Here is a 21243-nt window from a genome sequence, read left to right as displayed (position 1 = left end):
GGCGAGGCTCTTTTTTGGGTTGTTGAATTTTCAGCGGAGTGGAGTTTTAATGCATGGAGGAAAAAGCTTTATTTTTTCATCACTTTGGTTATCGCCGCCTCGCTTCGGGTTGAGCTCCCGCCATGAGCCAGGAAGAACGCCTTTCTCACGGCTTCGCTTCCCCCTTAAGCGCGAGGGGTTTAGACATTTCGTTGAATCGAATGAGTCAGATGGTTCCGGTTCTGTATGGTTGGTCCACTTTTGAATACGTCGCTTAGTTGACAATGCATGTGCTGAACAAATCCAGTGAACGAACCGTTTAAAATAAACCTGTAATTATTTCACTTATCGATTTGAGCGGATGACTCAATTAAATCCCCTTCTAAACTTAGAGATGGAGTGGAAGGGGCCGACGCCTGGGGGATTCACGCGGGACTGGCGAAACCGATGCGGCTTGCCGCGAGGGTTCGACGCCCGCCCCCCCGGCAAGCGTGCCCCTGTAACGCAATCTCCTCCCCACTATTTCATACCGTATGTGGCCCCACCCAGCTTCTCGCCTACACAAAAAGAACCCAACCGTTAACCGGCTGGGTTCTTTTTCATTTTTCATGCTTCGTCATCCACAAAGCTCGGGTCTACTTTATCAAGCTTCTCTTCGCTCAGGATCGTGTACATTTCCGCCGTCTGTTCTTTGCGGACGTTTTCGCGCAATTGATCGATGCGGGCAGTGACCACTTTCTGTCCGAAGCGGATCTGCAGTTCGTCGCCTTCTTTGACGACACTGCTCGCTTTCGCTTTATTGCCATTGACCAAAATACGCCCTTGGTCGGCTACTTCTTTCGCCAACGTGCGGCGTTTGATCAAGCGGGATACTTTCAGGAATTTATCGAGTCTCATGATCTTCGTCCTCTCCGTGTCCAGCCTTCGCTTCGTTCCAGAAGCCATCTAGCTGGTCTAATGTGTAATCCGAAAATGTGCGGCCGCCTTCTTGCGCGCGCCGCTCCACATGCGAAAAGCGCGTGCGGAATTTGCGGTTGGCCTGGACCATCGCCTGTTCCGGCGACAAGCCGTAAAAACGCGCAATGTTGACGAGTGTGAATAACAAATCGCCGAATTCATCGAGCTGCTTGTCTTTGGAACCTTTCGCCACTTCATCTTTGAACTCCTGCAATTCCTCTTCGAACTTTGCCCATGCGCCGTCTGCGTCTTTCCACGTAAAGCCTGCTTTCGCCGCTTTTTTTTGGTAGTTGTACGAAGTCATTAGGGACGAACTAAAGCGGTCTTGGCCATCGAGCAGCGATTCTCCTGCCGGTTTTTCCTGGCGCTTGATCGCTTGCCAATTATCGACCACTTCATCTGCGGACGCCACTTCCACATCAGCAAAGACATGCGGATGGCGGCGGATCATTTTATCGCTAATCGCTTGCAGCACATCTTCGAGTTGGAAATAGCCATTGTCCTGGCCGATTTGCGCGTGCAAGAACACTTGCAACAACACATCCCCCAACTCTTCGGCAATCGCTTCGTCGTCTTCTTCCTCAATCGCCTGCAATAGTTCGTGTGCTTCTTCAAGCAAATACGGACGCAAGGATTCATGCGTCTGCTCGCGGTCCCACGGGCAACCTTCCGGACTGCGCAGTTTTGCGATGATGTTGCGGAACGTCTGCCATTCTTTCAAACGCTGTGTCTGTTCCGTTGCAGGAGGGACATAGACGGTGGTCAAATTGTCGATCTCCGCCGAGCGGTCGAGTTCGTGGAGCGGTACCGTGCGCAGGCGCTCAGAAGAGGCCCCTGCTGCTGTAACGATCGTCACCGGGTAATCGTCCGGGTATTTCTCCATCAACGACAGCTTCACTTCAGATGCGCTGAACTGGTCATACACTTGCGCGATCAATAGGTGTTCGGTCATGTTCAAGCGGTCGCTGTCGAGGCCGGTGCCATCGACCAGTTGGAAGCCTTCGATCGGGTCGATGCGCAAAGCGCCGAATATGGCGTCGAGAAAGCTTTGCCCTCCGGCAATCGACAATTCACAGCGTCCCTGTTTTTCCGCTTCGATCAAAAATTGCACCGTCTGTTCCGCGACAAGCGGATGCCCCGGGACCGCGTAATAAATCGCTCCATTCTCCGCATGTGCGATAAGCGTTTCGGCAATTTCCCGATACACTGGTGCAAAATCATCGTGTTTTTCGTAAATTGCATCAAAACTCTCGTAACGTAAGCCTTCTGTTTCAAGCTCCTCCACGACCGGGTGATCCGCAGTCCGCAAATAAAGCGGGTCCGCCTCTTTCAACGTACGGTATACGCCGAGCGGCAATTGCAGAAGATCTCCGGCGCCAAGGCCGAGTATGTGAATAGTATGCATCGTCTAACTCCTTTTCTTTCGTGGATTGAGCGCCAGTTGCAACGCAGCCAGGCGGCGGCCGAAAGGAATGATGTACCATTCCCGCTCAGTAATAATCCGTGATTTCGCAGCCACCACCAAAAATACGGCAGCGCCGAGCGGGACCGCCGTCAGCGTAATGAATATGGCTTCAAGGCGGCCTGTCCCTGGCATGAGCGGCACGACGCAGGCTTCATATCCGTATACGGCAATAGCCATAGCGATGGATGCCACGATGAGCCAGCTATAAAAGCGAACGCGCGCAAACTGTATAGCCCATACCTTTTTGAAATACCAAATGAGGGCACTGGCAATGAACGCCAAGCCGATATTGCCGGCAAGCGCCGCACCGGTAATGCCGTACCCCGGCACCAACCACAAATTGCCTGCCATTTTTAAGATCAAGCCGATGAACATCAACAGCGCGGGCACGCGAATTTTCCCGAAACCGTAGAGTATCGCCGTCATTACGAGCACCAGCGACATCGAAACGATTTGCCAATTAAAGATAATGAGTGCGAACGAACCTTCGCGGGTCTTGAATAAGGTTTCATTTACATACGGCATGACCAGGGTCAAACCAGCGGACGCCGCAACCGCGAACAAGACCGATACACGAAAAGCAAGACTCGCGTAAAGTTCGGGACTGCGGCCGCTTTTTTGGTTCATCGTGCGTGCAATGAGCGGCACGAGCGACAGCGTCAAAGAAGTCGCCAGCAAAATGCCGAATTGCACGAGCGGCTGCGCACGATCATAGATGCCTTTTTGTTCCATCGCCGCCTGTTCCCCGAGCTGCTGTTCTAACAGACGATAGACGGTAAACGAATCGACCAGCTGAAACAGCACCAATAACAGCGAACTCATGCTGACACTAACACTCGTAAACAGCAATTTCTTCGCCGTTCCGTGGCCAAAAGAAGCCGCAGGGCGCTCTTTATTGCCCCCATACGAGCGCCACAGTAACAGGACCGCCGCCAATGCACCTGCACCTGCCGCTGCGATCGCCACTTGCCCTGCCGCATAAAGCGACAAACCCGAACTGACGGCAGCGAACGCGCCGATCAGAATGACCGCGACGCGCACGGCCTGCTCTGTGACTTGGGCAGAGGCGACCGGCGCCATGTTGCCGGTTGCTTGAAGCCGGCCTTTCATAATGGCAAGCGGCGCCATGAAGACAACCGCAAACGCACCTGCTTGCAGCAATCCGGAAAGCGCCTCATCGCCCATCCAGCCGGCGAGCACACCAGCACCCAAGTAAAGCACGGCAAACGCACAAGCCGAAATGATGGCGATGAGCCAAAATGCAGTGCGTAAAATTCCAGCGTGCTCTACGCTCTGATGCTCCGCCAGTAATTTCGACACGGCAACCGCAAAGCCGTAGGACGTCCAAATGCCGAAAATCGCCACGAATGGATAGACTTGCTGGTAAATATAAAAGCCCTCGTCGCCGACCAAATTCTGAAATGGCACCCGGTAAACCGCACTCAATAGCTTGACGACAAACCCTGCGAGCGTAAGTAACGCAGCGCCTTTCAAGAAACTGGCCATCGAATGCTGCACCTTCATCTATTTATCCCCCGCATCACCCGACAGATGCCTCTTCCCTGACAGAGTCAGCTAGAATCTCCATCATGCCTTCAAGTACATCAAACGGATGATGCTTGCCGGTCTTCTTGCCGTCGATGTTCAATACGAGCGCCTGGCCGTTCATTGTGAACCCTACTGCGCGGCCATAACTGCCGGAAGCTTCGACGACTTTGCCGCCGTCGATTGCTTCGGTTCCGGCATCGCTCAATTTGATGGTGACGCGGTCGCCTTGCTGTTTAATCGAATCGACGCCAGCAGCGCGCGCCCAGACTTTCATGCGGGCGATGCGCAGCAATTGCTCGGCTTCGATCGGCAAATCGCCGAAGCGGTCGATCAATTCATCCTGCAAATCGATCATTTCTTCGGCCGTCTCCATGTTTTTGACGCGCTTGTACATTTGGATCTTCTGATAGCCATCCGCAATATAGCTATCCGGGATGTACGCATCTTCCGCGAGTGAAATTTCCACTTCCGGCATGACTTCTTTCTTCATGCCGGTGCGGCGCTCTTCAATCGCTTCTTCAAGCATTTGTGAATACAAGTCGAAACCGACCGAATCGATAAAGCCGTGCTGCTGGGAGCCGAGCAAATTGCCCGCCCCGCGAATCGACAAATCGCGCATGGCGATCTTGAAGCCTGAGCCGAGTTCGGTGAATTCCTTGATCGCCATCAAGCGCTTTTCTGCGACATCGGTCAGCACTTTATCGCGCTGGTACATGAAATAGGCATACGCCACGCGGCTCGAGCGTCCGACACGCCCGCGCAATTGATAAAGCTGCGATAATCCCATGCGGTCGGCGTCGTGGACAATCAATGTGTTGACGTTCGGGATGTCGATGCCGGTCTCGATGATCGTCGTCGTCACCAAGACATCGTATTCGCCGTCGAGGAAGCCTAGGATGATCGATTCGAGTTCGGTCTCGGACATCTGCCCATGAGCATAGCCGACGCGCGCTTCCGGGACGAGCTGTTGGATCTCGTCCACCTTGCGGGTCATATCGCTTACCCGGTTGTATAAATAAAACACTTGGCCACCGCGCGCCATTTCGCGTTCAATTGCCTCGCGCACAAGCCCGCCATTATATTCCATGACATAGCTCTGCACGGGGAAGCGGTTGGCAGGCGGCGTCTCGATGACGGACAGGTCGCGTACGCCGATCATCGACATGTGCAAGGTGCGCGGAATCGGCGTCGCCGTCAGCGTCAGCACATCGACAGTCGATTTCAGCTGCTTGATTTTCTCTTTATGGGTTACGCCGAAACGCTGCTCTTCATCGATGATCAACAAGCCGAGATCTTTGTACACGACATCTTTCGACAAGATACGGTGTGTACCGACGACGACGTCGACCGAGCCGTTCTTCAAGCCTTTAACCGTTTCGGTTTGCTGTTTTTTCGAACGGAAGCGGCTCATGAGGCCGACTTCGATCGGGTAATCCTTGAAACGCTCGCTCATCGTTTCAAAATGCTGCTGGGCGAGAATCGTCGTCGGCACGAGGAATGCCACTTGCTTGCCGTCAAGCACCGCTTTGAACGCCGCACGGATGGCGACTTCCGTTTTGCCGTAGCCGACATCGCCACAGATCAAGCGGTCCATCGGGCGTTTTCGCTCCATGTCTTTTTTCACTTCGTCGATGGAGCGCAATTGGTCAGGCGTCTCTTCGTAAGGGAATTCCGTTTCGAATTGGCGCTGCATGTCCTGGTCTTCGCTGAACGTAAAGCCTTCGAGCGCTTCGCGTTCCGCATACAGCTTGATCAAGTCATCGGCGATGTCCTGTACGGCCGCCGATACTTTCGTGCGCGTTTTCTTCCATTCGACACCGCCCATTTTGTGGAGCTTCGGCTCTTTTTCTTCCGAAGCGATGTATTTTTGGACAAGGTCAATTTTGTCGACCGGCACGAATAATTTATCATCGCCTTTATAGACGATGTGGAGATAATCTTTATGGACGCCGCCGCTCTCCAGCGTCTCGATGCCGGCAAAACGGCCGATGCCGTGGTGGATATGGACGATATAATCGCCCGGTTTGATCTCCGAATAGCTCTTGATGCGCTCGGCATTGGTCAATTTCTGGGCACGGGTCTTTTTCTTCGGCTGCTTTTTGAAGAGTTCCGCATCGGTGATGACGGCCATGCGCTGCAGCGGCATTTCAAAGCCGCTCGACAATTCGCCGTCGACAAGGTAGGTTTTGCCGTCTTGCACGATGGTCTTTTCGGTGATGATTTCCGCTTCCATCTCGTAATCTTCCAGCACAGAACGCACTTTTTGCATGCGCTCTTCGCCGCTTGCCACGACAAATACGCGGAACTTGCCAAGTGTCCAGCGTTCCATTTCCGCTTGCAATAAATTCATCTGACCGTGGAATGATTGCATCGGCTTGCAGGAGTAAGCGAGCGATTTCTTGATCGTCACGAGCGGAAAAGTCCGCGTAAAGAGCGACAGGAAATTGGCCGGTTGCTTGAGTTTTGACAACACTTCACGGAACGGGTAAGAAAGCGGCACGTCGTGGAGGAACTTGCCTTCCTCGAGGAGCGATACCGTCCACTCCGCTTCTTCACGCTCCAGCGTTTCGGTCATTTCCTGGATGCGCCCGAGCTCATCAAAAAACACCACGCCATCTTCAGGGAAATAATCGCCGAGAAAAGCGGATTGCGAATCGACCAAAGCGGCGTATTTCGCCAATTGTTCCGGTTCGTCACCGCTCCGGAGCGTATCGACATCGTGTTGAATGTATTGCAGCATCAACTCTTTCGTATCGTCATCCTTGAGTTTTTTCAAGCTTGCTGTCAATTGGTCTTCGATGCGATCTGCCAGCACACGCTTTTGCCCTGCCGACAACACCAATTCAACAGCCGGCAAAATGCATAACGACTCGATTTTCTCCAGTGAGCGCTGGTCTTCTGCTGAGAACAGGCGGATGGAATCGACTTCCGTATCGAATAGCTCGATGCGCACCGGATGCTCGAAATGCAGCGGGTAGACATCGAGAATACCGCCGCGCAAAGCGAATTCGCCCGGGGAAGTGACCATCGTCGTACGGGAGTAACCCATCGCCACAAGTTTCAATAACCAGTCGCCGGTATCGAGTTCATCTCCGTCCGCAACGCGTAAAGTCGCCCCGTCCCATTGCGCGGGAGACGGCAACAATTTGCGCAAGCCGGAGACCGGCGTGATGTAAATGCCCTGGCCGGTCGATTTCATATGATTAAGCGTATCGATGCGGTGGGCACGCAGTTCCGGCCCGGAAAATGCGATATCGGCAGCGATCGTTTCTTCCGCTGGATACAAGCGCACGCTCTGCTCCCCCATGAGCCGGACCAAATCGTCATAGACGCGTTGGGCGTGCAGCAAATTCGGCGTCACGACGAGCAGCGGCTTGTCCAGTTCTTCGTGCACCGTCTGGTAAAAAATGGGACGTGCGCTGCCGGATAAGCCGGAAATCAACTGATGATCCTGGCCTTTTTTCAGTTCACTGATAAATGATTGAGTGTGGGAATCCCCTAAAAATGTCTGCAAAATATGCTTCATGAAGATTCCTCCTTCCTGTCCGAAATAAAGCCGTTTGCTGGCTATAATACCCTTTTAAAAACGATAGGAAACGGCAAAAAGCCTTGGACGCACGCATGCGCCAAAGCGATTATCCGTTGTATTCATTCATGACTTCAATAAATGGTTTCGACAGCCAGTAATTGCACGCATCCGCACTTTTTACGACCGCTTCTTTCATTAGCGGCTTCTCATCGTCGCGGAACCGGGCAAGTACGTAATCTGGCACCTTCATACCGCTAGGCGGCCGGCTAATGCCGATACGCATCCGGTTGAACTGCTGCGTGCCGAGATGCTGGATGAGCGATTTGATGCCGTTATGCCCACCCGCACTGCCTTTTTGGCGCAAGCGAAGTTGTCCTGCCGGCAAATCCAGATCGTCGTAGATGACGACAATGTCTTCCATATCGACATTGTAATAATCCATCAAGGGGCCGACGCATTCGCCCGATAAATTCATGTAAGTGAGCGGCTTGACGAGCATCACTTTGCCTTCCGGGCGATGGACAACGGAATACATCCCTTTGAACTTGGACTGCGTGAGCGGTGCGTTCCAGTCACTCGCCAACCGGTCGATGACATGGAAGCCGATATTATGGCGGGTTTCTTCATATGCTTTTCCTGGATTCCCCAGGCCGATGATCATTTTCATAGCAAACTCCTTTTATTTCTTCACTGCCTTTTATTTTACCATAAGCTGCGCCTTTTCAATAAAAACAGGGACTGCCTTTGGCAGTCCCTGTTTAAGCATAGTGTGCTTATTCTTTTTCTTCGCCGTCGGTTTTTTCTTCGCCGGCTGCTTCTTCTTCCTTGTCGCCGATGACTTCAGGCTCTCCTTCGCCTTCGTCTGCCGTTTCCAGCTCTTCCAGCTCTTCTTCAGTGCGTGGCGCTGTAACGGAGACCAATAGGAAATCATCGTCGTTCAGGATTTCAAAGCTGAACTTGTCGCGGATATCGCTGACTGACAACGAGTCGCCGATTGCGAGCTCGCTGACGTCGACATCGACGGAATCCGGAATGTCGCTCGGCTTGACACGAATATGCACTTCGCGGTTTGGCTGCATGACGACGCCACCTTCTTTTTCTCCTGGTGATTCGCCGATCAAGTGGACAGTTGCATCCACATCGATTTCCTCGGACATATTGATTGCGAGGAAGTCGACGTGCTTGAAACTGCCTTTCAATGAATCCATTTGATAATCGCTCAAGACGACATTCGTGCTCTTACCGTCGACGTCCAAGCTGATGACGCCATTGCGCCCGGATTCACGCAAAGTTTTGATCAGGTCGATCTCAGAGACCGTAATCGGTGTCGTTTCCATCTTGTAGCCGTATACGACGCCAGGCACATTGCCTTCGCCGCGCAACTCGGTCAGGGCCGAATGCGGTTTTCCTGTTTCCCGTTTCGCTGCTGTCATTTTAGTAGCCATATAATTTCAACCTCCAGTTATATTAAACGAATAGTTTATAACTACCCTGTTCACATAAAACCGAAACCTGGAAGACTCTGACACGCGATCAATCAAACAAAGTACTGACTGATTTCTGCTCGTGCACGCGGATGATCGTTTCGGCAAGAAGCGGTGCGACCGTCAATTGCTTGATCTTGTCGATTTTCTTCTCGTCCGGAAGAGCGATTGAGTTGGTTACGACCAGTTCCTTGATGACGGAATCCTGGATGCGCTGGACGGCAGGGCCGGAAAGTACTGGGTGCGTACAGCAAGCGTAGACTTCTTTGGCCCCGCTTTCGATCAATGCGCTCGCCGCAATCGAGATCGTGCCGGCTGTGTCGATGATGTCATCGATAATGATCGCTGTTTTCCCTTCGACATTCCCGACGATGTTCATGACTTCGGCGACATTCGGGCGCGGGCGGCGCTTATCGATGATCGCAATCGGCGCTTTCAGGCGGTCCGCCATCTTGCGCGCGCGCGTGACGCCGCCGTGGTCAGGCGACACGATGATCACGTTTTCGAGATCGATATTGGAATCATTCAGGAAGTGATCGGATAGGAGTGGTACAGCTACCAGATGGTCAATCAAAATATCAAAGAACCCTTGGATTTGCGGAGCGTGAAGATCCAATACGACGACACGCGTCGCGCCGGCTGTCTCAAGCAGGTTGGCGACGAGTTTTGCCGTGATCGGCTCGCGTGAACGTGCTTTGCGGTCTTGGCGTGCATAACCGTAGTACGGGATGACGACGTTGACGGTACGCGCAGACGCACGCTTGACGGCATCGATCATGATCAATAGCTCCATCAAGTTTTCGTTGACCGGCTGTGAAGTCGATTGGACGATGAACACATCGCAGCCACGGATGCTTTCTTCGATGTTGATCTGGATTTCTCCGTCGCTAAAATGTGTTACCGAGCTTTTGCCAAGCGGCAAGCCCACTTGCTCTGCGATTTGCTCAGCCAGTTCCTTGTTCGAGTTCAACGAAAAGATTTTCAACTTCGAGTTAGTATTTTGAATGCCCATTGGGGGGAACCCTCCTATTATTTGCGGTTTAGTTTGCTTGCGTAGCCTTCTTTATTTTCCTGGCGCGCTCTGGCAATCGCCAAAGCGTCGTGAGGCACATCTTTCGAGATGGTCGATCCAGCTGCGACATACGAGCCTTTGCCGATCGTGACCGGTGCGATCAAATTCGAGTTGCAGCCGATGAACGAATCATCTTCAATGGTCGTGAGGTGCTTGTTCTTGCCATCGTAATTGACCGTGATTGTGCCACAGCCGATATTGACACCGCTGCCGACAAGCGCGTCCCCGATATAGCTCAAATGGGATACTTTGCTGCCCGTGCCGAGTTCGGCTTTTTTCACTTCCACGAAATTGCCGATCTTCACTTCATTCCCGAGCGCGGATTGCGGGCGGATATGGGCGAATGGCCCGACTGCCGTATCGTTGCCGATGGTGCTGTCATACACTTCAGAGCTGCGGATTTCCGTCCGGTCGCCGATCGTGCTATCTACGATGCGCGTATTCGATGTGATGACGCAGTCTTCCCCGATGACCGTGTCGCCTTCGATGGTGACATTCGGGTGGATGACGGTATCGGCCCCGATTTTCGCCTGTGCACTGATGTACGCAGTCGCCGGGTCGATGATCGATACACCAGCGCGCATATGCTGTTCGGCGATGCGGCGGCGCAGGAAAGTTTCCGCCTGGCTCAGTGCCACGCGGTCGTTGACGCCGAGCGTCTCTTCGAAGCTGTCCGTTGCGTGTGCCGCAACGATCTCGCCCTGCTTCTGCAAAATCTCGATGACGTCCGGCAAATAATACTCCCCTTGCACATTGTCGTTCGAGACATTTTTCAAGGCGTCAAACAAAGCTTCGTTATCAAAGCAATAGGTCCCTGTATTGATCTCTGTCACGGCCTGCTCTTCAGCCGATGCGTCTTTTTGCTCGACGATCTTCTCGACGCTTCCTTCAGCGCCACGGATGATACGTCCGTAGCCTGTCGGGTCTTCAGCGATGGCGGTCAGGATGGTTGCCTTCGCACTTGATTCTTTGTGATGGTCGATGAGCGCCTGCATCGTTTCGGGCCGGATCAATGGCGTGTCACCGCACACGACGATTGTCGTTCCAGCTTTGCCTTCGATCAGCGGCGCTGCTTGCTGCACGGCGTGGGCTGTGCCGAGCTGCTCTTCCTGGAGTGCATATTCGCTCATGTCCCCCAACTGGTCCTTCACTTTCTCCGCTCCGTGCCCGACGATCGTGACGATTTTCTCGACGCCAAGGCGGTGGATATTCCCCGTCACGTGCTCTACCATCGGCATGCCGCACACAGGGTGAAGTACTTTATACAATTTCGATTTCATCCGCGTGCCTTGCCCGGCCGCCAAAATCACCGCATATGTATTATCCATCGGTCGAATCCCTCCATTTCCTGTATTCAAGTCTGATTAACTGAAAAAATGATTGTCTGGCGAAAGCGCTACCCGTTCAAGGCAAAAAAATGCCACTTTCACGTTTCCTTATTGACTATAGCTGAAAAACCCTTGATTTTCAAGGTTACAGGACATGACAATCCCATGACAAAGCCCGAAACAAGCGCAATCGAACGCTTTTTGCTATCCCATGTAAATCGGTATTTGCCCATGAAAAAAGAACCTTCTCTCTATATGGAAGGTTCTTTTGCGTATCAGATACTGGCATTCTCGAGTACTGCCTGTTCTTCACTTTGTTCATATGCGACAAGCACGGCTTCCTGCAATTTATTGCGGGTGCCCGAATTGATCGGATGCGCAATGTCGCGGAACTCCCCGTCCGGCGTCCGTTTACTCGGCATGGCCACAAACAAGCCGTCATTGCCGTCGATGACGCGGATATCATGTACCACGAATTCATTGTCGAGCGTGATTGAAGCGATTGCCCGCATACGCCCATCCGTCTGGACACGGCGCAACCTTACATCAGTTACTTCCATTCTCAAATCTCCCCTTCTCTTGCTGTAATTTTTTGGCGCTTTTGTTTGTATTCGGGGGAGAGGACTAAATTCCTTCAAAAATTACATAATTTATTAGAAAATTTACTTAATAAATGAAAAAACCACCCAAAAGGTGGCTTTATTGTGCAACTTTCGCAATGACTTCAATTTCCACTTTCACACCTTTTGGCAGGCGTGCCACTTCGACAGTGGAACGTGCGGGCTTGTGGTCACCGAAATAAGAAGCATAAATAGAGTTAAGTTCTGCAAAATCGTTCATATCTTTGATGAACACAGTCGTTTTGATGACGTGCTGAAGCGATGATCCCGCTTCCTCTAAAACGGCCTGAAGATTGGCAAACACTTGGTGCGTCTGTTCTGCAATGCCGCCTTGCGCGAGCTCTCCGTCCGCTTTCAACGGAATCTGCCCCGAACTATAGAACATGTCCCCCGAAATGACGCCTTGAGAATACGGCCCGATTGCCGCTGCTGCTTTGTCTGTCGCTACGTATTTCATATTAATCCGCTCCTTCAAAATAATTTCCGGCTCTCAAAGTGATGGTCCGGTCTTTTTCACTGACTTCATCCAATTTGACAAGCGATAAGTATTTCTCCACGAGACGCTCATCCGCGTGCTCCGCTTCGACGAGCACGGCAACGCCAGCCAATGTGCAATCGAATTCCTCGAGCAAATTTTTCATGCCATTCATCGTGCCGCCGACTTTCATGAAATCGTCGGTGATGAGCACGCGCTGGCCGCTTTTCATGCTGCGTTTCGACAGCACCATCGTCTGGATGCGCCGCGTGGAACCCGAGACGTAATTGATGCTGACCGTGGAGCCTTCCGTCACTTTGCTGTCGCGGCGGACGATGACGACCGGCACATTCAAATGGCGCGCAGTGGCCTGTGCAATCGGGATACCTTTTGTTGCGACCGTCATGATGGCATCGATTTTCTCATCCGCAAATGCGCTGGCGAATACTTTCCCGACGCGGTTCATCATTTGGGGATTGCCGAGCACATCGGTCATATACAAATAACCGCCCGGCAACAACCGGTCCGACTGGCTCAATTCGGTAATCAATTCATCCATGACCTGGCGAACCTCGGCGTCCCTCATCTTCGGCACGTATTTGACGCCGCCTGAAGCGCCCGGCACGGTCACCAATAGGCCGATACCTTTTTCTTCAAAAGTTTCTTTGACAATGCCCAAGTCCTCGCTGATCGAAGACTTTGCCGATTGATACAGATCCGAGAAATATGTCAACGGAATCAATTGATGCGGATGTTCCAATAGATAATGCGTCATATCGACCAAGCGTTCACTGCGCTTCCATTTCACTACTACCCTCTCCTAAACACGAATATTCTAATGAAAACTTACCATAAATATACGTATTTAAGCAAGGGGCTCCCGGTCACCGAGCAAACGCACCGCATATACTTCGGAACAGAAGCCGCGAAGGCCATTGTAGATGCGCGGAATGCGCGCTTCCTGATTGACCAAACCGAAGACGGTCGGGCCGCTGCCGCTCATGAGCACCGCGTCAGCGCCGAATTTAAGCATGTGTTCTTTGATCTGCCCGACTTCGGGATGCATATTCATTGTCACGCTCTCGAGTGCGTTTCCGAGATTGTCGCACATCGCTTCGTAATCGCCTTCACGCAGCGCTGCAATCATCGCTTGCGTATCGGGATGGTCTGCTTTGTCTGGATCGAATGCCCCGTAGACGTCCGCCGTCGAGACGCCAAGCGATGGTTTGGCAAGAATGACCCAGCAATGCGGAGGTGCCGGCAGTTCTTCGATGACCTCGCCACGCCCTGTCGCAAGCGCCGTCCCGCCGTATACGCAAAACGACACGTCCGAGCCGATTTTCGCACCAAGCTCCGCCAACTCATCGAGCGACAGATTCAATTGCCACAACTCGTTAAGGCCTTTCAATGTCGCCGCTGCATCACTGCTGCCGCCGGCAAGCCCTGCAGCCACAGGGATCTGCTTATCGAGTGAGATGATGACACCCGTTTTGATATTGAATGTATCTTTGATCAATTGCGCAGCCTGGTACGCCAAGTTGCGCGAGTCATTCGGCACGAAACGGTCCGCCGACTGGATATGTATGCCTTTCGCTGTCCCCTGGAGGCCGATCCGGTCCGCCAAGTCAACGGTGGTCATGATCATTTCGATTTCATGGTAATTATCCGGACGCTTGTATAACACGTCCAGTGTTAAATTGATTTTGGCAGGCGCTTTTACATAGAGCATTCCACTGCCTCCTTTTCTGTTCTGATGAAAACTATTTTAACACAGTCATACGGCTTCCGAAGAACCGGAACAACAGAAAAAACCCGCTTCCGGTGATTTCGCCGGAAGCGGGTTATAAAGTAAGTATGAAATAGAGTTCAATTATTTAACGACAAGTGCGTCTTCTGTTCCTTCAAAGACAGTGATTTCCACTGCTTCAGTTAAGATGTCCGCGTAGCTATAAGATACACGTTCAAATGCATGTTCATCTTGATCCAATTCAATCACGAACACGGAGTGATAGGTTTCACGCAGAATTCCGGCACGTTCTACCGTCTTTTTGCGACCTCCGTTTGCTTTTAACAGCAACCTTTTCCCTAAATGCAGGTCTAATGACTTTTTAATCTCCGCCAAAGTTTTGGGCATTTTGTCTACACCTCACTATAGTCTAAAGTCTAGCATAAAATGACCGCGGAGTCAAATAAATTTTTAATTTTACCAATGCTTTTCAGGAATTGCAACAATTATTTATCCGAAATATTCTACTTCCGAAAAAAACTGTGCCAAAACTGTTACAGTTTCAAGGTTCAATGGAAATGCGGATACAATTTATCGGACAACAATCCGAATTCCTTGATGCTGAGCGTCTCGCCGCGGCGCGCTGGGTCGATGCCGGCTTCGTCGAGCGCCTGCAAAATGAGGTCTTTTTTCGCTTTCCCGTTCGGCATGGCGCTTTGCAGGTTGTTGAGGATCGTCTTGCGGCGCTGGACGAATGACCCGCGCGTCACCAAGAAGAAAAAGTCTTCATCAATGACCTTCACGATCGGTTCCGGCCGTTTGATCATGCGGATGACCGCGGAGTCGACATTCGGCTGGGGCATGAATACCGACTTCGGCACCGTCATGGCGTAGTCGGCTTCCGTATAGTACTGGATGGCGATCGACAAAGAGCCATAAGCTTTCGTTCCGGGTTTCGCCGTGATACGCTCCGCTACTTCTTTTTGGAGCATGACGACAAGCCCCCGGATCGGCAGCTTTTCTAGCAATAATTTGAGGATGATCGGCGTCGTTACATAATAAGGCAAATTGGCGACAACCATGATGTCGTCAAACCCGGCCAGTTCTTGTTGTATGGCTTGTTCGACATCCGCTTTCAAAATATCGGAATGAATCACTTTGACATTGTCATAAGGCGATAGGGTGTCTGCGAGCACCGGCAATAGCCGCTGGTCGATTTCAAATGCCAATACTTTCCCGGCGTCCCTCGCCAAATGTTCGGTTAATGCACCGATTCCTGGGCCGATTTCAATGGCGGCCGAGTCTTTCGTGAGACCCGCTTGTGAGACAATTTTGCGTAAAATATTCGGGTCGATCAAGAAGTTCTGGCCAAGGCTCTTCTTGAACGTCAGGCCGTGTTTCGCCATAATCTCTTGTGTGCGGATCGGTGTTGCTATATCTTTAGTCATGTTCTGTCCTCCTGGGTTAACGCTTGCACTGCGTCGATAAACTGCTGTTTGGTAATGCCGAACACATGCAGGCGCTTATGCAGCTGCTTGCCGTTCGTGTAGCCGATATTGAGCGCTTCGCCGAGCTCTGTCCTGCGGGCTTTCGCTGACGGATGGGCAATCAGCCGGGCGTCGATCAAGTCCTCTAGGGTGATCTCCACTGGCCGCTCTGCAGTCAGCGGTGTATAGACCACCTCTAACGCTTGGCGGATATCTTCATCACTGGCATGTTCAATGCCGAGCCCTTTGCCGTTTTTGGCAATAGTCTTTTCTTTCGCCAAAAAGGCATGCTTGGCATGCGGCACGTGTTCTTCAATAATAGCACGAATACGCCTGCCCGGATAATCAGGGTCGGTGAAAACGATGACGCCCCGCTTTTCCTGGGCATGCATAATGCGGCGCAAGGTCTCGCCCGAGATGGCGGAACCGTTCGTCTCGATTGTGTCTGCGCCCACTGCCCGCTTGATTGCCACCGTATCGTCTTTTCCTTCAACAACGATTACTTCTTGTATCTTCATGGCCTATCCCTCGTTTCTGTAGCTCTTATTCATTTTACCGCGCTTTCGGCAAACATGTAAAAAGCTTTCCCGACACTCCGGGAAAGCTTTTCCTTCTATAATACTGTATTCGATTAATTGAGGATCTTCACTTTCACTTGCTTGCGCCCGAAAGCGATGGCATCGGAACGGTTCGGCATGAACAAATCGATCTTGTTGCCTTTGATCGCTCCGCCAGTATCGCCAGCGATGGCATTGCCGTAGCCTTCTACCCAAACTTTTGAACCGAGCGGGATGACGCGCGGATCCACCGCGATCACTTTAAGTCCCGGGTTCGCTTTCAAGTTAATACCGGTAGCCGTAATGCCGGAGCAGCCTGTGCAGCTTGCTGTATAGGCAGTCGCAGAGACATAGAATTCCTTGCCGCCCGCAGGTTCAGAAGCGGATTCTTTTTTCGCTGGCTGCGGTGCTGCCTTCGCTTTTTCAGGGGCTTTCGGAGCTGCCGCTTTCTTGGCTGGCGCTACTTCTTTTTTAGCTGAAGCCTGTTTGACAGGTGTCGCTTTTTTCTCCGTGCCGCGCGATACGCTCGCTACGACTGTTTTCGTTCCCACAGCCAAGATCTGCTGTTTCGGTTCTTTCACGACTTTTTCATTTTTCAGTTCGCGTTTCACTTCTTTGCCGTTTTCTTTCACGACTTCATACGTTTTCTTAACCAATCCGTTCTGCCCTTTTTGGACCAGCTTTTCGCTGCCTTTCAAAAGGGATGAATCTTTTCTCGTTTCCACTGCATACTTCACAGCATCTTCCACTACATCGGTGACTTTTTCTACGCGCACGACTTCGACTTTCGAATTCGGAAGAACCAATTCGTCCATATCCTGTTCTACGCGGTCAAGTTTGCTTAGCTCAATATTATGCTGTTGTAAAAAGTCAGCGACCGTAGTCGAAGTGGACCAGACTTTTTTGCCTTTTCCGCCATCCATGATGGTCACTTCATAGGCTTTCTCTACATCGATTACTGTTTCTTCATCAACTGTTTCATCAAGTGCAGGGCTTACTTTGTCATGCTTTGTCACTTCGATTTCCGCTTTTTCCAGGATATCGGCTACTGTATTTTCCGTCGTCCAAGCCGAACGTGTCTCGCCGTCAACTGTCACGGTATATTGTTCCGCCTCATCCCATTCGATCGCGCCGTCTCCATCAATCTTAGTGTCGGCTGAATGGCTGAGGAAATCATCTTTTCCGACTTCAATCGCCTGCTCGTCCAATACGTCGCCAACGGTTTCGGCATGCGTGCGGATTTCTTCTGTTTCCCCGTTCGCTGTGATCGTTACCGTATTCTTGGTGCCTTCAAAAATTGCGAACGCCAACACGGCTGCGAATAACAAAACCGTCGCCATGCTGACAGCTACTGATTTACCTGTAAATGATTTATTATTACTGGGATTATTTGCTTCTTTTGTCAAAAATAACTCCTCCTTTATACACCTGAGTGATTATAGGCGCGTCCCACTTTCGTGTCAACGCATTTGCTTTCTTAATTAACCAGCATTTATGAAAATTTATAGAAACGTTCTGCGTTTTTCGTCGTTGCTTCAGCTACCTTCTCGACCGGCAGCTCTTTCAAGCGGGCAATTTCTTCGGCCACCAGTGGCACATAGGAAGGTTCATTGCGCTTGCCGCGGTAAGGATGCGGTGCAAGGTATGGCGCATCGGTCTCGATCATCAAATACTCAAGCGGGATTTCAGCTGCCACTTCTTTCGGCTTTTTGGCATTTTTGAATGTTACCGGCCCGCCAAGTGAAATCATGAAATTCATCTTGATGCTCTCTTGCGCCGTTTCGACGCTGCCTCCGAAGCAGTGCATGACGCCTCCGACTTCCTGTGCGTCTTCCTCGCGCAAGATTGTCAGTACATCTTCTGTCGCTTCCCGGTTATGGATGATGATTGGCAACTTGACGCGTTTCGCGAGTTGGATCTGCTTGCGGAATACTTGTTGTTGGATATCTCTCGGTGATTTGTCCCAATGGTAATCGAGGCCCGTTTCGCCGATGCCGACCACTTTCTCGTGTGCGGCCAATTGTTCGATCCATTCAAGATCTTCGTCCGTGCAATCGATCGCATCGACAGGATGCCATCCGACCACGGCGTAGATGAAATCGTATTGCTCGGCCAATTCAATGGCTCGTTTGATCGTTTTCCGGTCAAAACCGATGACGACCATTTTCTCCACCTTGCTGTTTAGCGCGCGATCGATGACGTCCTGCAAATCTTCGTCATATTGATCGGCGTTTAAATGAACATGGGTATCGATATACATCTTCATCAGTCTCCTTCACATAGATTACATTGTACGGGTTAGAGCCATTTCTTTCTTCACAGCGATATTACATTTGGATTACAAAACATGATGTTTTAAAGTCATATTGCCGTTTTCGGCTGTTTTTCTAGTCTTTAAGTCCTTTAAATCAAAAAAACAGCCTGCTCGACTGAGCAGGCTGTCACGTGAATATTTACTTAACTTGTGTGCCGTTCGGTAACTTTTGGTCTACAGAAGCGATGGTCAAGTAGCCATTTTGCTGACCGGCGAGAATCATGCCTTGCGATAATTCGCCACGCAGTTTGACCGGTTTCAAATTGGCGACAATGATGACTTTTCGGCCGATGAGTTCATCCGGCTTGTAATGTTCCGCAATGCCGGAAACGACTTGGCGTGTTTCATAGCCCATATCCACTTGCAGCTTCAACAACTTATCGGTTTTCTTTACCGGTTCGCATGCCGTCACCGTCGCCACGCGCAAATCCACTTTCATGAAATCATCGATCGTGATTTCAGGGGTATCCGGTTTTTCCGGGATGGCCTCTACCGGTGCTTGCTCCTCTTCCGGCGCCGCCCCTCCGCGCATTTGGTCGCGGATATAGGCCACTTCCGGCTCCACTTCAAGACGAGGGAAAATCGGCGTCCCTTTTTTCACAACGGTCGTACCTGCAGGAATCGCGCCGAATGACTCTAATGTCTGCCATTCGAGGAACTCCGGTGCAAGTCCGAGCTGTTCGATGATCTGCTTCGGTGCATTCGGCAAGAACGGCTGCAGCATAACGGCGGTCATGCGCAAGCTCTCGGCGAGATGCGCCATGACCGATGCGAGTTGCGTGCGGTCGCCGTCTTCTTTCGCCAATACCCACGGCTGCGTTTCATCGATGTATTTATTCGTGCGGGAAATCAATGTCCATACTTCACTCAGCACGAGGCTGAACTGCATTTTTTCCATATGCTCTTCATAAACGGCCACTGTATTTTTAGCGATCGTCTGCAAAGTCTCGTCGAAGTCGGTTTTGAAGCCGTCGACTTGTGGCACTTCCCCGTCGAAGTATTTATTGATCATCGAGACGGTGCGGTTCAGCAAGTTTCCGAGATCGTTCGCCAAGTCGTAATTGGTACGCTCGACGAAAGATTCCGGCGAAAACACGCCGTCGGACCCAAATGGCAGTTCACGTAAGAGGAAATAACGCGCTGCATCCAGTCCGTAGCGCTCTACGAGCATTTCCGGATAGACGACATTGCCTTTCGATTTCGACATTTTACCGTCTTTCATCATGATAAAGCCATGTGCGAATACTTTCTTCGGCAATGGCAGATCGAGCGCCATGAGGAAGATCGGCCAGTAGATTGTATGGAAACGCACGATGTCTTTTCCGACCACGTGCACATCCGCAGGCCAGTATTTATTGAAATGGGATTCGTCGTCCGAGCCGTAGCCGAGTGAGGTGATGTAATTCGATAAAGCATCGACCCATACATAAATGACATGCTTCGGATCCCCAGGAACCGGAATGCCCCAGTCGAAGGAAGTCCGGGAAACAGACAAGTCTTCAAGGCCTGGCTTGATGAAATTATTGACCATCTCGTTTTTGCGCGATTCCGGCTCGATGAACTCGACATGCTTGTCGTAATAATCAAGCAAGCGGTCTGCGTATTTTTTCATATTGAAGAAATACGATTCTTCCTTCACTTTATGCACCGGGCGCCCGCAATCCGGGCAATTGCCGTCTTCTAATTGCGATTCCGTGAAGAAGGATTCGCAAGGCGTGCAATACCAGCCTTCGTATTCCCCTTTGTAGATATCGCCATTATCGAGGAATGTTTGGAAAATCTTTTCTACGCCTTTCTTATGGCGGGCTTCTGTCGTACGGATGAAATCGTCATAGCTGATGTCCATGACTTCCCATACTTTTTTCGCCGCTTCTGCCATATCGTCGACAAATGCTTGCGGTTCTTTGCCGGCTTCGCGGGCTTTTTCTTCGATTTTCTGGCCGTGCTCATCCATGCCCGTCAAAAAACGGACATCGAAGCCGCGGAGGCGTTTGTAGCGGGCCATCGCATCGGATGCAACGGTCGTGTAAGCCGTTCCGATATGGAATTTTCCGCTCGGATAGTAAATAGGAGTCGTCAAATAAAATGTCTTGTTCTTGGCAGTCACGAAAAATTCCTCCAGTTTTTTTGTATATCCTTTATTTTAACGAAGTCGTGAATTTTGTACAATGTTTCCTCCCGTAAGGAAAAGCCTCATTCCCCCTGGATTAGCTTCCCAGAACAGGAAGGCAGGAAAATAATTGGCAAGAAAATAACGAAATAATGGGTATTTGCTTCAAAAACCCAATATTTATTATGAAATCCATAGTTTTTTATTGACCAAATTGACATTACTTGGTATGCTTTATGACAAGAAGTGGTAAATGTCGAATTTTGACGAATATTGCCGCTAAAATTGAAAGGGGCTAATGATTATGAAATCGACTGGTATTGTTCGTAAAGTGGACGAATTGGGCCGCGTAGTTATTCCGATTGAATTGCGCCGCACGCTAGGAATCGCAGAGAAAGACGCATTGGAGATTTATGTCGACGACGACAAAATTATCTTGAAAAAATATATGCCTAATATGACATGTGCGGTAACTGGAGAAGTTTCCGATGAAAACATGCAATTGGTCGGCGGGAAGTTAATCCTCAGCCCAGAAGGCGCGGAACAACTTGTCAAAGAAATCCAAAGCAATTTGAATAAATAAAAACCGGCG

At 51.0% G+C, this 21243-nt stretch carries 19 protein-coding genes; 1 reads left to right on the top strand and 18 read right to left on the bottom strand.

Going from position 1 to position 21243, the window contains the following annotated elements:
* Positions 1 to 585 precede the first annotated feature (585 nt).
* From BBI15_RS00290 to metG, 18 genes are all read right to left on the bottom strand, one after another.
* Positions 586 to 876: an RNA-binding S4 domain-containing protein gene (locus tag BBI15_RS00290; protein ID WP_068871255.1), complete on the bottom strand. Its 291-nt coding sequence runs from the start codon at positions 874 to 876 to the stop codon at positions 586 to 588.
* On the bottom strand, positions 863 to 2341 hold the full coding sequence (gene yabN, locus BBI15_RS00285) for a bifunctional methyltransferase/pyrophosphohydrolase YabN (RefSeq protein WP_068871253.1): 1479 nt from the start codon (positions 2339 to 2341) through the stop codon (positions 863 to 865). The genes BBI15_RS00290 and yabN overlap by 14 nt, the downstream gene beginning before the upstream one ends.
* Before the next feature lie 3 nt (positions 2342 to 2344).
* Positions 2345 to 3925 (bottom strand): putative polysaccharide biosynthesis protein, encoded by a 1581-nt coding sequence (locus BBI15_RS00280; RefSeq protein ID WP_068871251.1) that lies wholly within the window; start codon positions 3923 to 3925, stop codon positions 2345 to 2347.
* Between the two features lie 16 nt (positions 3926 to 3941).
* Positions 3942 to 7475 (bottom strand): transcription-repair coupling factor, encoded by a 3534-nt coding sequence (mfd, locus tag BBI15_RS00275; RefSeq protein ID WP_068871250.1) that lies wholly within the window; start codon positions 7473 to 7475, stop codon positions 3942 to 3944.
* Between the two features lie 109 nt (positions 7476 to 7584).
* Positions 7585 to 8145, bottom strand: coding sequence for an aminoacyl-tRNA hydrolase (pth, locus tag BBI15_RS00270; RefSeq protein WP_068871248.1), 561 nt, complete (start codon positions 8143 to 8145; stop codon positions 7585 to 7587).
* 106 nt (positions 8146 to 8251) lie between these two features.
* Positions 8252 to 8923: a 50S ribosomal protein L25/general stress protein Ctc gene (locus BBI15_RS00265; protein WP_068871246.1), complete on the bottom strand. Its 672-nt coding sequence runs from the start codon at positions 8921 to 8923 to the stop codon at positions 8252 to 8254.
* An 88-nt stretch (positions 8924 to 9011) separates the two neighbouring features.
* Entirely contained in the window at positions 9012 to 9974 is a 963-nt protein-coding gene (locus tag BBI15_RS00260) for a ribose-phosphate diphosphokinase (protein ID WP_068871244.1), read from the bottom strand.
* Positions 9975 to 9991: 17 nt separating this feature from the next.
* On the bottom strand, positions 9992 to 11362 hold the full coding sequence (glmU, locus tag BBI15_RS00255; RefSeq protein WP_068871242.1) for a bifunctional UDP-N-acetylglucosamine diphosphorylase/glucosamine-1-phosphate N-acetyltransferase GlmU: 1371 nt from the start codon (positions 11360 to 11362) through the stop codon (positions 9992 to 9994).
* Positions 11363 to 11637: 275 nt separating this feature from the next.
* On the bottom strand, positions 11638 to 11922 hold the full coding sequence (spoVG, locus tag BBI15_RS00250) for a septation regulator SpoVG (RefSeq protein ID WP_068871240.1): 285 nt from the start codon (positions 11920 to 11922) through the stop codon (positions 11638 to 11640).
* Positions 11923 to 12061: 139 nt separating this feature from the next.
* On the bottom strand, positions 12062 to 12439 hold the full coding sequence (locus BBI15_RS00245; protein ID WP_068871238.1) for a RidA family protein: 378 nt from the start codon (positions 12437 to 12439) through the stop codon (positions 12062 to 12064).
* A gap of 1 nt (position 12440) precedes the next feature.
* Positions 12441 to 13265, bottom strand: a complete 825-nt coding sequence (purR, locus tag BBI15_RS00240; protein ID WP_068871236.1) for a pur operon repressor — start codon at positions 13263 to 13265, stop codon at positions 12441 to 12443.
* A 57-nt stretch (positions 13266 to 13322) separates the two neighbouring features.
* Positions 13323 to 14186, bottom strand: coding sequence for a 4-(cytidine 5'-diphospho)-2-C-methyl-D-erythritol kinase (gene ispE / locus BBI15_RS00235; protein ID WP_068871234.1), 864 nt, complete (start codon positions 14184 to 14186; stop codon positions 13323 to 13325).
* Positions 14187 to 14327: 141 nt separating this feature from the next.
* On the bottom strand, positions 14328 to 14591 hold the full coding sequence (gene veg / locus BBI15_RS00230; protein ID WP_058382232.1) for a biofilm formation stimulator Veg: 264 nt from the start codon (positions 14589 to 14591) through the stop codon (positions 14328 to 14330).
* A 161-nt stretch (positions 14592 to 14752) separates the two neighbouring features.
* Entirely contained in the window at positions 14753 to 15631 is an 879-nt protein-coding gene (rsmA, locus tag BBI15_RS00225; RefSeq protein ID WP_068871232.1) for a 16S rRNA (adenine(1518)-N(6)/adenine(1519)-N(6))-dimethyltransferase RsmA, read from the bottom strand.
* Complete coding sequence (gene rnmV, locus BBI15_RS00220; RefSeq protein WP_068871230.1) at positions 15628 to 16188, bottom strand: ribonuclease M5; 561 nt, start codon at positions 16186 to 16188, stop codon at positions 15628 to 15630. Before rnmV ends, rsmA begins: the two co-directional genes overlap by 4 nt.
* A 113-nt stretch (positions 16189 to 16301) precedes the next feature.
* Entirely contained in the window at positions 16302 to 17633 is a 1332-nt protein-coding gene (locus BBI15_RS00215; RefSeq protein ID WP_068871228.1) for a G5 and 3D domain-containing protein, read from the bottom strand.
* An 86-nt stretch (positions 17634 to 17719) separates the two neighbouring features.
* Entirely contained in the window at positions 17720 to 18487 is a 768-nt protein-coding gene (locus tag BBI15_RS00210) for a TatD family hydrolase (RefSeq protein WP_068871226.1), read from the bottom strand.
* A gap of 193 nt (positions 18488 to 18680) precedes the next feature.
* Positions 18681 to 20648, bottom strand: a complete 1968-nt coding sequence (gene metG, locus BBI15_RS00205; protein WP_068871224.1) for a methionine--tRNA ligase — start codon at positions 20646 to 20648, stop codon at positions 18681 to 18683.
* Positions 20649 to 20955: 307 nt separating this feature from the next.
* Here metG and BBI15_RS00200 point away from each other — a divergent pair, with 307 nt between their 5' ends.
* Positions 20956 to 21234, top strand: coding sequence for a transition state genes transcriptional regulator AbrB (locus BBI15_RS00200; protein WP_068871222.1), 279 nt, complete (start codon positions 20956 to 20958; stop codon positions 21232 to 21234).
* Positions 21235 to 21243 lie beyond the last annotated feature (9 nt).

Source organism: Planococcus plakortidis (assembly GCF_001687605.2).
GTDB classification, from domain to species: domain Bacteria; phylum Bacillota; class Bacilli; order Bacillales_A; family Planococcaceae; genus Planococcus; species Planococcus plakortidis.
Note: the sequence above shows the minus strand (reverse complement) of the source record. Positions and strands in the feature narration are given on the sequence as shown.